This is a genomic window from Wolbachia endosymbiont (group A) of Limnophora tigrina (assembly GCF_964263225.1).
Taxonomy (GTDB): domain Bacteria; phylum Pseudomonadota; class Alphaproteobacteria; order Rickettsiales; family Anaplasmataceae; genus Wolbachia.
In genome coordinates, this window is record NZ_OZ181654.1 from 726,491 (window position 1) to 740,093 (window position 13,603).

A 13,603-nucleotide genomic window follows, 5' to 3' on the forward strand; every position below is an offset into this window, starting at 1 on the left:
GGAAAAAAAGGAGAGAAAAAATGCAAAATCCATTTACAAATACAGCATTTAGCATGACGGCACTAACAAATGCGATAAATATATTGCCGATAAATTATGGACGAGTTGAAAATCTAAATTTGTTTCCAAGTAGGTCAGTAAGATTTAGACATATTACCATAGAAGAACACAACGGAGTATTAAGTTTATTACCAACGCAAGTACCAGGAGCGCCAGCAACAGTAGGAAAAAGAGGAAAAAGAAAGGTAAGAACATTTACGATTCCACATATTCCGCATGATGATGTAGTGTTACCAGAGGAAGTACAGGGAATAAGGGCATTTGGATCAGAAAGTGAACTTAAAGCGCTAGCAGACGTAATAACTGACCATTTACAGCTAATGAGAAACAAACATGCAATAACATTAGAGCATTTGCGAATGGGAGCGCTGAAGGGAATAATTTTAGATGCTGATGGGTCAGAATTATTAAATCTGTACAACGAATTTGAAATAACACCAAAAGTAGTAAATTTTGCCCTTGGAACAGCAACAACTGATGTAAAACGTAAGTGTCTGGAAGTATTGCGGCATATAGAAGATAACCTAAGTGGTGAATATATGACTGAAATTCATGCCTTGGTAAGCCCTGAGTTTTTTGATGCACTAACTTCTCATGCAAAAGTAAAAGAAGCATATGAAAGATGGCAAGAAGGAGCAGCACTTCGAAATGATATGAGGTCAGGGTTTACATTTTGTGGCATAACGTTTGAGGAATACAGAGGGCAAGCAACTGACCCTGAAGGAACGGTTAGAAGATTTATTGAGAAAGATACAGGGCACTGTTTTCCACTAGGAACAGCAAGCACGTTTACAACATATTTTGCACCAGCAGACTTTAATGAGACGGTGAATACTCTCGGACAGCCACTCTATGCAAAACAAGAGCCAAGAAGATTTGATAGAGGGACCGATTTACATACGCAGTCAAATCCTCTGCCAATGTGCCACCGCCCGGCCGTTTTGGTCAAGATCGTTGCAGCATAACAATACTGGTAGAGTAACTACAAGGTGGTGAGGCACAGAACGACTCTACCGGTATGCGCTTTCTTAGCATGTAAAGGTTAGTATATCAAAAAGAAATATGCAAGCATCGAACAGACAAAATCTGTCGAATCAGAAAGAAACACACAAATTTAAGTTTTTAGTAATTTTCAAGTATAGTTGTAGAGGGAGCGCCTCTGCAGTTATGATCGACATTTTCAATGGTGCCTAAGTGCCCGTATGCAAGCATGGTCTTGGAAGGAACGGTCAAATCATTGATGGAGTCCATTTAGACTACCTCGGTTAGGAGATTGTACTATCAACCGTTCCAAGCTGAAGCGTTTCCCTGTAACAAATTATATGTAGGAGTTACCATGAAAAAAGCAAAAAGTAAATTAGAAATAGTGAATCCTAATGCAGCAGGAATAGACATTGGTTCAGCTGTACACTATGTGTGTGTACCTGAAGGAGGAGATGAACAACGCGTTCAGAAATTTGGCTGCTTTACTGAAGACCTTCATAACTTAGCACAGTGGTTGAAAAAGTGTAAAGTTACAACAGTAGCTATGGAATCAACAGGAGTATACTGGATTCCTTTATTTCAAATACTTGAGTCATATAAATTCGAGGTAAGATTGGTAAATGCACGGCATGTAAAGAATGTACCTGGTAGGAAGTCTGACGTTTAAGATTGCCAATGGCTCCAACAACTGCATAGCTACGGACTGCTTCATGGATCGTTTAGGCCAGATAATCAGATGTGTGTATTGCGCAGTTACGTGCGGCAGCGCAGAAATCTCACTGAAAGTGCATCTACACATATTCTACGTATGCAGAAGGCATTAATTCAAATGAATATACAATTACACAAGGTTATTAGTCATATTACTGGGATAACTGGTATGAAAATCATTGAAGCTATAATTGAAGGCGAAAGAGATTCTGAAAAATTAGCAGAATTCAGGGACGTGCGAATGAAAAATGATCAGTCTACTATTGCAAAAGCGTTAGCTGGTGACTATAGAGAAGAACACTTATTCACGCTAAAGCAAGAATTTGAACTATATAATATTTATCAAGAAAAAATAGCAGAATGTGATAGAAATATTGAAGCCTATTATAAAACGTTTGAAACAAAGTCTTGTGAAAGCAAACAGCTAAGTAAGCAAAAGAATAAAAATAGCAAAAGTAAGCCAAGCTTTGCTTTGTATGAGGAACTGCAACGAATCACTGGTATGGATTTCACTAAAATTCCTGGATTTGATGTATTAAGTATACAAACCATAATTTCAGAAGTTGGTATAAACCACAGTAAATGGCCAACAGAAAAGCACTTTTCGTCGTGGTTGGGACTCAGTCCTGCTAATAAAGTTACAGGGGAAAAAGTGTTTAATACAAGAACACGTAAAGTCATTAACCGTGCTGCAAATGCTTTGCGAATAGCTGCTCATTCTGTAGGAAAGAGTAAAAGTGCGTTGGGTGCATACTACAGAAGATTGAAAAAACGACTAGGAGCACCAAAAGCAATAACAGCTACTGCAAGAAAAATGGCATGCATATTTTATAGTATGCTCAAATACGGACAGGAATATGTAGAAAAAGGAATGGAATACTATGAAACACGCTATAAAGATAGAATTGTAAAAAATTTGATCAAAAAAGCGAGCGAATTTGGCTACATATTAGTTCAACAAGAAGAGTTAGTTGAGTGAGTTTCTTAGGAGAGAATATTAAGCGATTATTAGAAGATTGTTTTGCCCATTTAGGAGAAGTGGCTTTATATAAATCAAAGGATAAGTCATATATGGTACAGGTGTTAAAGCAAGAGCCAGATAAATTATACGAGATTGGTGAAGGGCAATTTGTAGGAGAAACTTTAGTGTTGGAAATAAGTACATTTGATGTACTGCAGCCAATTGTAGGAGATATTTTTGTTATAGGTGACCGTAAATATAAAGTATATTCTCCACCGCTGCAAGATAATTCAGGAATGGTATGGAAAATTCGAGCGTCAGGAGTATAAATGCGTATTAACACCGGTAGTATTATACAAAGTATAGATGCTGAAAGGAAAAAAGTGGAAAAAGTGACGGTGAGTGCATTAAACAAAACAGCAATATGGCTAAAATCAAAAGCAGCTAAGGAAATTAGTGAGGAAAAGAGAATAAAATTAAGTTTGATAAGAAAGAGATTAAGAATTTTTAAAGCAAAAACAAGCAGATTAGAAGTGTTAATTAGAGCAAATCTCTACGACATTAGAGCATCGATAATTGGCAAAATACAAAAAACAAGAAGAGGATCGAAAGTAGGAAAGCATGAGTTTATAGGAGGATTTGCAGCAGTTATGCCAAAAGGAAATAGCGGTATGTTTAAACGTGAAGGAAGGGCAGCATTGCCAATAAAGGAAGTTAAGTTGCCACTCGAACCTGAGGCTTCAAGGATAATAGGGAATCTTGTTAATTATGAAGTTGAAAAGGTATTTGAAAAATATTTTATACATTACATAAGTTAAATTATATGCATGACAAAGTTCTGGAAAGATTTACATAAAGCAATTTGCAGCACACTGAAGGAAGAAATACTGGCTATACAGACATGTGAAATTTATCCAGCAATAAGGAAAGAATTAGTAGCGCCAGCGGTGTTTGTAGAACTAACAAGTTTAGAACCAGGTAAAGATGCAGGTACTGATGAATTAGCATTGAAAGCCAGGTTTGAGGCGAGGATTGTAGTTGATGGAACAGTAGAGGATTCCTCGGTAGTTGTTAGAACATTAGCTGCTGAGGTTGCGAGAGTAGTAAATAAAAATACTTGGAATGTGGAAAATGTTTCACCAGGAGAATTTATCTCTGCGGAAATTGACGGATTTAGGCCAGAGCTCGATGCATATTTAGTGTGGATGGTTGATTGGAGTCATCAACTTCATTTAGGTAAATCAGTATGGGAAGAGGGGAAAATTAAACCACATACAATAAACGTAGGAAATATAAATGTTGGATCATAGTTTTGCGATTTCAGAGCTGAATAGGAAGCTAGCAAACGTTATTCGTATAGGAATTGTAAAAGAAATAGATTATGAAAAAGCAAAAGTAAGAGTGAAAATAGGAGAATTTTTAACAGATTATTTACCGTGGATAACAAGTAAAGCAGGAAAAGATAGAGATTGGTCTCCGCCAGATATTGATGAACAGGTTATGATATTTTCTCCTCTTGGTGAACTATCATTAGGAGTGGTATTAGAAGGAATATATCAGGAAAAATACCCTGCACCAGAGAATAAAAAAGAAATAAATAGTGTGAAGTTTCAAGATGGAACAAGATTGTTATATGATAAGGAAAAACATCATTTAGAGATTGAAGTAGTAGATAAAATAACACTGAAAGCTGGGGAATCGAGCATAGAAATGACAAAAAGTGGAATAAAACTGAAAGCAGAAAGGATCGACTTAAATTGAACAAAGGAATAGTGAGGTTAGGAGACTACTGTGGAGAAGCTATACCACATTTCTGCATTAGCGGAAGTAATAATGTTTTTGTAAACGGTAAGTCAATGTGTAGACAAGGAGACAGTTTTAGTGAAGAAAGAGCATTAACTGAAGGATCAAAAACAGTGTTTGCAAATGGTCTTGGTGTAGGAAGAGTAGGAGATATAGTTTCATGTGGGTTTAAAGTAATAAAAGGCAGTGAAAGCGTCTTTGCAAAATAGAAATGAAGGGTATGGATGCTAAAACAGGAAAAACGTTAGAAGGAATAGAGCACTTAAAGCAGTCGATAATTGATATACTGACCACTCCTATTAACAGTAGAATAATGAGGAGAGATTATGGCTCAAGATTATTTGAATTAGTGGATAAACCAATCAGTAGAGATTTTACTTTGAAGATCTATGCAGCAACAGCAGAAGCACTGGGGAAATTTGAGAAGAGATTTAAGTTAGAAAAAGTAAAGATTGCTGAAGCTAAAGAAGGAAAAATGACTCTTGTACTTGAAGGTATGTATCTTTCAGAAGGCAAGTTCATAAATATTAGTGGAGTAGTTGTTTAGAAATGCAAACATCTAATATTATTGAAAAACTAAGCTATGAGGAAATATTTTCGAGAATGAAAGAAGAGTTAGTAAATCGAGACACAAGTTTTACAGCATTAGTTGAAAGTGATCCAGCGATAAAGATTCTGGAGGTGGCAGCATGGAGAGAGTTGTTACTCAGAGAAAGAATAAATGAAGCTGTAAAAAGTAATTTACTAAAATTTGCAACGGGAGAAGATCTTGGTAATTTAGCTGAATTTTATGGAGTAGAGAGAGAAAAAGAAGAAGAGGACGAACGATTTAGAAAAAGAATAAAAGCAAAAATAAAAGGCTGGAGTACAGGAGGAAGTAAAGAGTATTATCGTTATCAGGCACTGTCAGCAGATAGTAGAGTAAAAGATGCATTAGTAGAATCACCTATACCAGGGAAAGTACAAATTTCAATCTTATCAACACAATTATCCACAACTGGCATAGTGTCAGAAGAACTACTAGAAATTGTAAAAAAGCAGGTTACTAGAGATGATATAAGGGTTTTAACAGATACGATAACAGTAATTGGTTGCAATATTACGGAAATAGATATTCACAGCAGAATGAGCATGAGTCCTGTAATATCAGAGGAAGAAATCAAGAAGCAGTTTATTAAGAAGTTTGAATTAGCAAAAAGATTAGGGTGGAGTGTAACAAGATCATGGATAGTAGCGAATCTATTTGTAGATGGTGTAGAAAATGTGGAATTGATCGAGCCAAGAGAGGATGTTGTGGTTCTGGGAAATGAATCTGCAAATTTGAAAAATTTAAAGATTGAGTTGAATTAATGTTATTGCCACCAAATGCAACAAAACAGGAAAAAGCGCTAGTAGATGCGATAGATTATAAGGTTGATCCAAGCTGTATTAGAGGATTTAAATTTAGATTGGAAGAAGAAACATTGCCGTGGATAATAGAAGAATATGGTTTAGAAGAAATACTACGCTGGGTAAAAGATAGAAGAAAAGCAGTAGTAGAAGGAGTAAAATTTCAAAGACTGCGAGGAACACCTAAATCACTTAAAATAGCACTCAAGTGGGCAAATATAGAAGACATTACAATCATCGAAGAACCACCCGGTAAACACTTTTTTGAGTTGCAAGTAGGGATAAAAGAGGTACCAAATGACTTCTTCGTAGATGCAGTAGTAGAGCTGGCAAAACTATCACTGCCTGTAAGATCGAGGTTGATGAGGATTTTTAACGATTATTATAATGTGCAGAGATTTATATTGGATGAGAGTTTATTTGGAGATCTTCTTTCTGATTATTCAGGGGTAAAAATAGAAAAAGATGGACCAGTGTTATCATTTGGAAGAGTAAATTTTTTCAGGTCTAGTGGTCCAGTTATTAGGATTATAGAAAACTATCTACGCGATCATTATGAACGAGCTTTAAGCAATGATATATATCGCCTAGATGTAGCAATCCTTGGAAAAACAGAGCCTCACACAAAGAATTATAACGGTATTTATGAAAGAAATCATTTGTGGTACAACTTAAAAGCACTATATCCATTACCACAGAGTTTATTACTCACTTTTACCCACAATTTTGAGAGGTCATGATGTGAAGCATAACTATGCTCTCCTTAAGATTTTCATAGCCCCGCCATAGAGTCATAGCCCCTGGTAAATTATCACTTTTTCTATTCATAAATCCACCTAATTTTCCTAACCAAATAATAGCTTGTTTTATGTTTGGAGGTTCTTCTGGCAATGTAGCTACTTTATGCTCACGTATGAAAAGGGCCTTCCACTCTTCGTTGCTTAAAATTTTAGTACAGGTTTCCATGGGATTTGATAAAGCGACTTTTGTTAAATATAAAATTTTAAATGCAATAATGCTCTTTATAGCAATTAATTTCTGTAGCCTTTCCTTTGTAGTTAAACGAGAGCTTTCTATTTTACATCCTGATTTTAAAACCCTGAAATACTCCTCAATTTTCCATCTTAGCTTATACCAATTTATCCTTTCTATAGCATCTAAAGTGCTATTAACTGGTACATTAGTCAGCAAAGTCCAATCAATAGCTTCCAATCCTTCAGGAGGATTTGTTTCTTTTGCACTTACCACATATACAGGGATTTTATCACTTATTTTATGCACTGTGTCTTTTGATCCATAAATTGAAGAAGATCTGATAGGTATATAGCCTTTCATATACTTAACTTCAATATTAGCTTTCCTTGATCTTTGGTTTCCACCTTTATTAACTTCTAGAGAAATTTTCTTCTTTACTGGCAGTTGAGTGATGCGTGTTTGCAAATCTGTTTTTCCAATTTCAGTACAGATAAATCTTCTATTAGTTCGATTACGGATTACATAAAAACTACCTAATGTCTCAGTGATCCATAAAAATTTGAAGATATCTGCCTCTCTATCACCAAGGGTAACAAGTTGTACATTTGCAGGAAGGTTGTTTATGCTTTCTTTGAGAGCTGTTATCCACTTATAACTTTCTTTTTCTTCTATGGAGGTACGGTATTTCCTGTTTGCTTTTTCTTGTGACGTTTCTTTTTCCCTAATAGAACGTGCCCAACATTGTTGAGAAGATAGACCTAAAGGCAATCCGTCTTTGCTGACTATTAAGGCACTGTGCAACAGTAAACCCATTTTATGCTTCGTATAAGCTTTAGAAATACTACCTAGCCTCTTAGTTTTTATATGAGAGTCAAAATCCAAATAACTTGTATCTTGAACTGAAAAAACAAACTGATTTCCTTTCATTCTCTCCATAGTTTCTTTGTAATGGGAAGAATAAATTTCCTTATCCTTAAGCTTTTCATTGCTAAATAATCTGTATGCACCCTTAGCTTCTTTCCATCCACTACAGCTTTGATTAATTGATCCAGACGCCTTACCCTCTATACAATAGCCTGTTTTAATAAGTCTCTTATTAAGTCTTGTATCTCCTAAATTAACGTGTTTTAACTCTCTTTCCAGCCATTTATCCCCTAAGCCATCAGTATATTGCACATTTGTACTTACTTCACTCATTTTAATCCCAAATTTATTTGGTATCCATTTTACTCACTTTTTTATTTGTGGGTAAAAGTGAGAGTTTATTACCATCGATTAAATTTGCAAAAGCGCAGATAGTATTATCAGACAGTTGGGATTTAGGAGACATAAATACGTGCTTTCCAGTTAGTAGCGTAGAAGAAAGAGGAAATAAATTTGTATTGGGAAGCGATAAACTTTCAGGGCAATATTGGAATTTAAAACACAAGCCAATTTTAGAAAGATTTAGCGTTACTCACAACTATAAAGTAGAAAATTATACAGATCAGAAGGTCAGAAAATATGTTTTAGCAGAACACAACGTTTACTATAAAAACGATTTAGATTCAGAGCAAAAAGACTCAATACACGAATTAGAAAAGCACATTTTAGTATTTTACCCGGGAGTACTGAAGTGGCACGAACATCGACATTTGCACAGAAGTTGGAAAGATAGTCGAATAATATCTCTAATAAGTTAAGCACTTATATTTAGGTCCTCATATATTATATTAATAATAGGTAAAAGTGTATGAAATAAAAAGAAAAGGACTTGCTTTCTCATGCTAAAAAGGACATGACTTGAATAGCAGCAGGTAAATATAAGAAATTTGTCTGGCGCTAGAAAAGCTAATTTTGTGAGGTATGAAATGAGTTTTAGCAAGAGTAAGTTTTTTAAAGAAGTATCAAGTAACGGGTTTAAAAACATTAATAAAAGAAATGAAGAAGGAGAGACGATCTTGCATCAAGCAGTAGAAATCTCCGATTACACAACAGTGAGGTTATTAATAAAAAAAGGGGCAGAGGTAAATGCAAGAGATAAAAATGGTTATACACCACTACACTGTGCAGTATTTGCAAAAAGCTTAGAAAATGTAAAAGTGCTGCTAAGGGAAGGAGCAGAAGTAAATTCCACTCAATATGTCAGTGGATGTACGCCATTGCACTCTGCATGCAAAATAGGAGGAGCAGGAGTTGAAATAATAAAAGAGCTAGTAAAAGCGGGAGCTGAAGTTAATCAACTGAATAAATATGGTGCAACACCAATGTATTACATCTGGGAAAGTGAAAAGTATTCTCTGTGTGATAGCAAAGAAAGTGAAAAGGCAAGCAAATTTTTGAGAGAAAAAGGAGGAGTAATAAAAAATAGAGAACTGACATGCTATGGAATAGAGAGGCTAGTGGGAGAAATAGCAGACATGTTGAATGGGAGTTATTTGCCGGAGTTAAAAATAATAGAGATAGAAGAAATAAGGAAGAGAGACAAATCACTGATAAAGGAAGAATGTAAAAATTTAGCAAGCAAAATAATGAGCCAAGTGAACGAAATGATAGATGAGGTAGCGAAAAGGAAGGTTTAAAAGAGGGATTTAAATTTAAAGAAAAGGTGAGGTGGATTATGTTAAAGCTTGGCAAATTTAATAAGTCAGCAAAAGAATTATTAGAGAACTCATATGAAAATATTTATGAAAGAGACAAGAAGGAAAGAACAGCTCTGCATTATGCAGTAGACGCAAAAACAGTGAAGTTATTAGTTGAAAAAGGAGTGAATGTGAATGCAGCAGATGTGAAAGGATACACAGCACTGCACCTAGCGGTAACGGAGAAACGTCTAGAAATCGTGAGGGAATTGATAAAATCAGGAGCAGACGTAAATGCTGAGGAATATGGAAATAAATGCATACCTCTACACCTTGCGTGCATGGTAGGTGAAAAAGAAATAGTGGAGGAGCTGGTAAAAGCTGGAGGAGAAATAGAGCAAGCGGATAAATTTGGAATGATAGCGATGGATTATGCGAAAAATAGCAAAGAAATAGCCGAGGTATTAAAGAAAGAAACAGAGAAAATGGAAAGTTTGTTAAAAAAATAAGAGTCGTATCAGAAAGCGCAACAGCAGTTGGTAAAGGAAGCAAATTTGAAGGCTGTAGCTGATAAAAGTTGGTCTTTTTCATAAGAGTAAATGGATTGATGGAAAAAAGGAGTGGTAAGGCTCCTTGCACTACAAAAACATTTGCAGGAGAAACTATGAGAAAAAGAACATTAACTTGCCGATACGAGCCAGATGAATTAGCGGAACAACATCTAGCAGACGCCTATGAGCTGTTACTAAGGTATGCGGTAAAAAGAAACAATGAAAAGGAGATAAAGAAAAATGATAACAGTGGCCTTATATGCAAGAGTTTCATCGAAGAGTCAAGCGCAGAACAATACAATAGAGAGTCAAATTGCCGAGCTCAAGCATAGAATTGCTGCAGATAAGCATGAGTTATTGAATGAGTATGAATTTAAGGATGATGGGCTTAGTGGGTGGAGTTTAGAACGTGAAGGTTTAGATGCATTACGTGATAAAGTAGGAGAAGATCAAATTGATAAAATTTATATTCATTCACCTGACCGACTATCAAGAAAATCTGCACATCAAATGATACTACTTGATGAATTTGAAAAAGCAGGAGTAGAAGTAATATTCTTAAATCATAAGACTGAAAATAATCCAGAGTCTAAATTGTTATTGGGAATGCAAGGATTAGTGGCAGAATATGAGTGTACAAAGATTATGGAACGTAGTCGTAGGGGAAAACTCCATAGAGCAAAAAAAGGCTGTGTAAGTGTAATTGGCATTGCACCTTTTGGTTATAATCGTATAAAGCATGTAGATAGAGAAAAGACAAAGTTTGAAATAAATGAAGAGGAAGCAAAAATAGTAAAGCAGATATTCATGTGGGTAGGGCAAGAGAGAATAAGTATAAGGGAAGTGATACGTAGACTAAGAGATAAGTCAATTAGAACAAGAACTGGAAAGAAGGTGTGGTGTCCAATAATAATTTGGAAGGTGTTAAGAAATCCAGCATATAAAGGACAAGCAGCGTTTGGTAAATTAAAGAGGGTTGAAAAAAGAGAAAGAAATAAACAAAAGGTTTCTATCTGTCGCACAGATGAGGACAGCTGGATTTATATACCAGTACCAAAAATAGTTGATGAAGGGTTATTTAATAAAGTACAAAAGCAACTGGATGAAAATAGAAAAAGAGCAAGGATGCAGAGAGAGGGAGGAAAAAAGAAATACCTATTACAAGGTCTAGTTGTGTGTCAAAACTGTGGATATGCGTATAGTGGTGCACAATGTGGAGTTGAGGGAAAAAAGTTTAGCTATTATCGCTGTAGTAGTACTATACGTATTACTGATGGTAGGGAGAAGTGTACTAATAAATTGGTCCGTACAGATATGTTAGAAACAGCTATATGGGAAAAGGTGAAAAATTTACTAAAAAACCCAGAGATAATAAAAAATGAGTATCACCGTAGAATTGCAGAAAATAAAAATGATGAATCATCAGATAAGAAGCTTGCAAGAAGAGAAAATCAAATAAAACAAGGCATCGAAAAGTTAATGGAAGACTATTATAGTCAAGAAAATGTAGGAGATAAAGGATATATAAGTGAGGAAGAATTTAAACAGACGATGAAAAGAATGAGGGAACGCTTAAGAGGGATAGAAGAAGAGAAGAAAAAGGTAGTTGATCAAAAAGCGATAGAGAAGGGAATGAACCTTATCATCAACAGTATAAAGAGTCTTTATTCCAGTGTAAAATCTAATTTGGAACAGCTAGATTGGCAAACTAAGCGTGGCATCATTAAAGCATTAGTAGAACGAATTCAGATTGGTTATGACCAGGTAGAAGTGGCGTTTAGAATAGAAGAACCAGCACAGGATGGAGAGATTTTTAATTTGCAACATTGTACTGGACGTCATGACAATAAGAGTGTTTATCCTTTAGAATTAATTAAGAGAAAATTTTTTCTCGACTTGTTGTATAATTTGATAAAAGTGATCAAAATCTAAGCTTGCACTACCAATCAAAACTCCTAATAAATTTGGAATACTGAGCAAGTTTTCTATATTTTCTGAGCTGACTGAACCACCATATATAATGTGTTTTTTACCAGTACATAATTTTATTATCTCTATCACCTCGGCAATTGCGCCATTATTTGGCACATTTCCTGTTCCTATTGCCCATATCGGTTCGTATGCTATGGTATATTCACCATGTGTTGGCAAACGGTTTTTGCATTGATATTCTATTACTTCTTTTGTTTTTTTATTTTTATAATCTTCTGAGTTTTCACCTACACAGATGATTGGGTGTAAGCCTGATTCTATTGCTGTTTTCGATTTAAGTTTTATTTCACTATCTTTTTCATGAGCCCTTTCAGAATGTCCAAGTATTACGTAACTACATCCTAGTTCCTTCAACATTCCTGCACTAATTTCACCTGTGTAAGAACCGAACTCTTTATGATGGCAATTCTGTCCTCCTATTTTAATATTATTGTTCAACTCTATACTGCTTGGAAATGATGTAAAAGGAGGGCAAATTACTAATTTAGAGGTAATTTCGTTGCTCTTGTTGTTAAGTTTGCCTATAAAGTTAACAAATGAAGAACGTGTTCCATTCATTTTCCAATTTGCTACTATTAAAAAAGACATCAATTTTTCTTATATGAATGAGAGTGCCGGCTGTCGGACTTGAACTGACAACCTACTGATTACAAGTCAGTTGCTCTACCAATTGAGCTAAGCCGGCATTAAATACACTGACAATATACAATTATTGATGAATTTTCGTCAACTAATTTTTAAAATACTGCATACTAAGATCATATGAAAAAATTTTTACTGAAGCCAAAAAAGAGTCTAGGGCAAAATTTTATTTTATCGAATGAGATAATAAAAAGAATAGTTGCCTTAGCTGGTAGCCTGAAAGATTTTAATGTTATTGAAATTGGTCCTGGGTATGGTGCGTTAACAAGAGAAATATTGGCATATAATCCAAAGTTTCTACTTTCTATAGAAAAAGATAGTAGTTTAGTGAAACATCACGAACAATTGCTAAATGAGCATCAGGGAAAATATAGAATTATAGAAGCAGATGCACTTAATGTTGTAGAAAAAGAGCTGGTAGAATGTCCAGTCAAAGTCATTGCTAACTTGCCTTACAATATCTCAGTAGCGTTATTTTTAAAGTGGTTAAATAATATAAAATTTTTTACGAATTTGACGTTAATGTTCCAAAAGGAGGTAGCAGAGCGTATTACAGCAGAACCTAATTCTAAAGATTATGGTTCCCTATCAGTGCTAAGCCAGTTACTATGCGACATAAAAAAGGAATTTGATATTGAACCTAAGGAATTTTTTCCAAGACCAAAAGTATATTCTTCAGTAATTACAGTAAAACCTTTACCCACTCCAAGATTTACAGTAAATTTAGAAACCTTAACAAAGCTAACACGTGCTGTGTTCGCTCAAAGAAGAAAGATGCTGAGAAATAGCTTGCAAAGTATAACTAGTGATGTCTCAACTATTCTTGAGAATGCTAAACTGAGTGGAAACGAACGTCCAGAAAGCTTAACTATTGAGCAGTTCTGTTTGCTAGCAAATAATGTAATTTTGCGATAAATATATTAGGAGCTACATTCCTCTTCTATCCTATTTCGATCTAAAAATAGCTGGAGCCA

Annotated in this window: 15 protein-coding genes, 1 tRNA gene and 3 pseudogenes; 16 read left to right on the forward strand and 3 right to left on the reverse strand. The window is 35.1% G+C overall.

Going from position 1 to position 13,603, the window contains the following annotated elements:
- The first annotated feature begins 20 nt into the window (after positions 1-20).
- From ACE38P_RS03355 to ACE38P_RS03400, 10 genes and pseudogenes are all read left to right on the forward strand, one after another.
- The gene (locus ACE38P_RS03355) at positions 21-1,025 is read left to right on the forward strand and encodes a major capsid protein (RefSeq protein WP_374699493.1); all 1,005 of its coding nucleotides are present in this window, start codon (positions 21-23) and stop codon (positions 1,023-1,025) included.
- 371 nt (positions 1,026-1,396) lie between these two features.
- A pseudogene (locus ACE38P_RS03360) lies at positions 1,397-2,734 on the forward strand (IS110 family transposase).
- Positions 2,731-3,045, forward strand: a complete 315-nt coding sequence (locus ACE38P_RS03365) for a hypothetical protein (protein ID WP_374699494.1) — start codon at positions 2,731-2,733, stop codon at positions 3,043-3,045. The pseudogene ACE38P_RS03360 and the gene ACE38P_RS03365 overlap by 4 nt, the downstream one beginning before the upstream one ends.
- Positions 3,046-3,534: a phage tail protein gene (locus ACE38P_RS03370; protein ID WP_213863353.1), complete on the forward strand. Its 489-nt coding sequence runs from the start codon at positions 3,046-3,048 to the stop codon at positions 3,532-3,534.
- Between the two features lie 9 nt (positions 3,535-3,543).
- Positions 3,544-4,026: a hypothetical protein gene (locus tag ACE38P_RS03375; protein WP_015588266.1), complete on the forward strand. Its 483-nt coding sequence runs from the start codon at positions 3,544-3,546 to the stop codon at positions 4,024-4,026.
- Complete coding sequence (locus tag ACE38P_RS03380; RefSeq protein ID WP_138344572.1) at positions 4,013-4,477, forward strand: phage baseplate assembly protein V; 465 nt, start codon at positions 4,013-4,015, stop codon at positions 4,475-4,477. Before ACE38P_RS03375 ends, ACE38P_RS03380 begins: the two co-directional genes overlap by 14 nt.
- Complete coding sequence (locus ACE38P_RS03385) at positions 4,474-4,728, forward strand: PAAR domain-containing protein (protein ID WP_138344571.1); 255 nt, start codon at positions 4,474-4,476, stop codon at positions 4,726-4,728. The genes ACE38P_RS03380 and ACE38P_RS03385 overlap by 4 nt, the downstream gene beginning before the upstream one ends.
- A gap of 2 nt (positions 4,729-4,730) precedes the next feature.
- Entirely contained in the window at positions 4,731-5,066 is a 336-nt protein-coding gene (locus ACE38P_RS03390) for a GPW/gp25 family protein (RefSeq protein WP_015588269.1), read from the forward strand.
- Positions 5,067-5,068: 2 nt separating this feature from the next.
- Entirely contained in the window at positions 5,069-5,869 is an 801-nt protein-coding gene (locus tag ACE38P_RS03395) for a baseplate J/gp47 family protein (protein ID WP_138344570.1), read from the forward strand.
- Positions 5,869-6,615 (forward strand): annotated as a pseudogene (locus ACE38P_RS03400) (phage tail protein); the annotation flags it as partial. The gene ACE38P_RS03395 and the pseudogene ACE38P_RS03400, both read left to right, overlap by 1 nt.
- Positions 6,616-6,622: 7 nt before the next feature.
- Here the strand turns inward: ACE38P_RS03400 and ACE38P_RS03405 are convergent.
- Positions 6,623-8,080 carry an IS4 family transposase gene (locus ACE38P_RS03405; RefSeq protein WP_374699293.1) on the reverse strand — a complete coding sequence of 486 codons (1,458 nt, stop codon included), beginning with the start codon at positions 8,078-8,080 and terminating at the stop codon, positions 6,623-6,625.
- A gap of 59 nt (positions 8,081-8,139) precedes the next feature.
- Between ACE38P_RS03405 and ACE38P_RS03410 the strand changes: the two are divergent.
- From ACE38P_RS03410 to ACE38P_RS03430, 5 genes and pseudogenes are all read left to right on the forward strand, one after another.
- A pseudogene (locus ACE38P_RS03410) lies at positions 8,140-8,565 on the forward strand (phage tail protein); the annotation flags it as partial.
- Positions 8,566-8,733: 168 nt separating this feature from the next.
- Positions 8,734-9,444 carry an ankyrin repeat domain-containing protein gene (locus ACE38P_RS03415; RefSeq protein ID WP_015588992.1) on the forward strand — a complete coding sequence of 237 codons (711 nt, stop codon included), beginning with the start codon at positions 8,734-8,736 and terminating at the stop codon, positions 9,442-9,444.
- Between the two features lie 38 nt (positions 9,445-9,482).
- A complete protein-coding gene (locus tag ACE38P_RS03420; RefSeq protein WP_015588273.1) occupies positions 9,483-9,953 on the forward strand; it encodes an ankyrin repeat domain-containing protein in 471 nt (156 codons plus the stop codon).
- A 98-nt stretch (positions 9,954-10,051) separates the two neighbouring features.
- Positions 10,052-10,327 carry a hypothetical protein gene (locus ACE38P_RS03425; protein WP_017532679.1) on the forward strand — a complete coding sequence of 92 codons (276 nt, stop codon included), beginning with the start codon at positions 10,052-10,054 and terminating at the stop codon, positions 10,325-10,327.
- Positions 10,236-11,927 carry a recombinase family protein gene (locus tag ACE38P_RS03430; RefSeq protein ID WP_374699495.1) on the forward strand — a complete coding sequence of 564 codons (1,692 nt, stop codon included), beginning with the start codon at positions 10,236-10,238 and terminating at the stop codon, positions 11,925-11,927. Before ACE38P_RS03425 ends, ACE38P_RS03430 begins: the two co-directional genes overlap by 92 nt.
- Here the strand turns inward: ACE38P_RS03430 and ACE38P_RS03435 are convergent.
- Both ACE38P_RS03435 and ACE38P_RS03440 read right to left on the reverse strand, forming a co-directional pair.
- Positions 11,865-12,575, reverse strand: coding sequence for a triosephosphate isomerase (locus tag ACE38P_RS03435; protein WP_374699496.1), 711 nt, complete (start codon positions 12,573-12,575; stop codon positions 11,865-11,867). The two genes, ACE38P_RS03430 and ACE38P_RS03435, sit on opposite strands and share 63 nt — an antisense overlap.
- A 24-nt stretch (positions 12,576-12,599) precedes the next feature.
- Positions 12,600-12,672, reverse strand: a tRNA-Thr gene (locus tag ACE38P_RS03440).
- Between the two features lie 77 nt (positions 12,673-12,749).
- Here ACE38P_RS03440 and rsmA point away from each other — a divergent pair.
- Entirely contained in the window at positions 12,750-13,544 is a 795-nt protein-coding gene (gene rsmA / locus ACE38P_RS03445) for a 16S rRNA (adenine(1518)-N(6)/adenine(1519)-N(6))-dimethyltransferase RsmA (RefSeq protein WP_374699497.1), read from the forward strand.
- Positions 13,545-13,603: the final 59 nt, after the last annotated feature.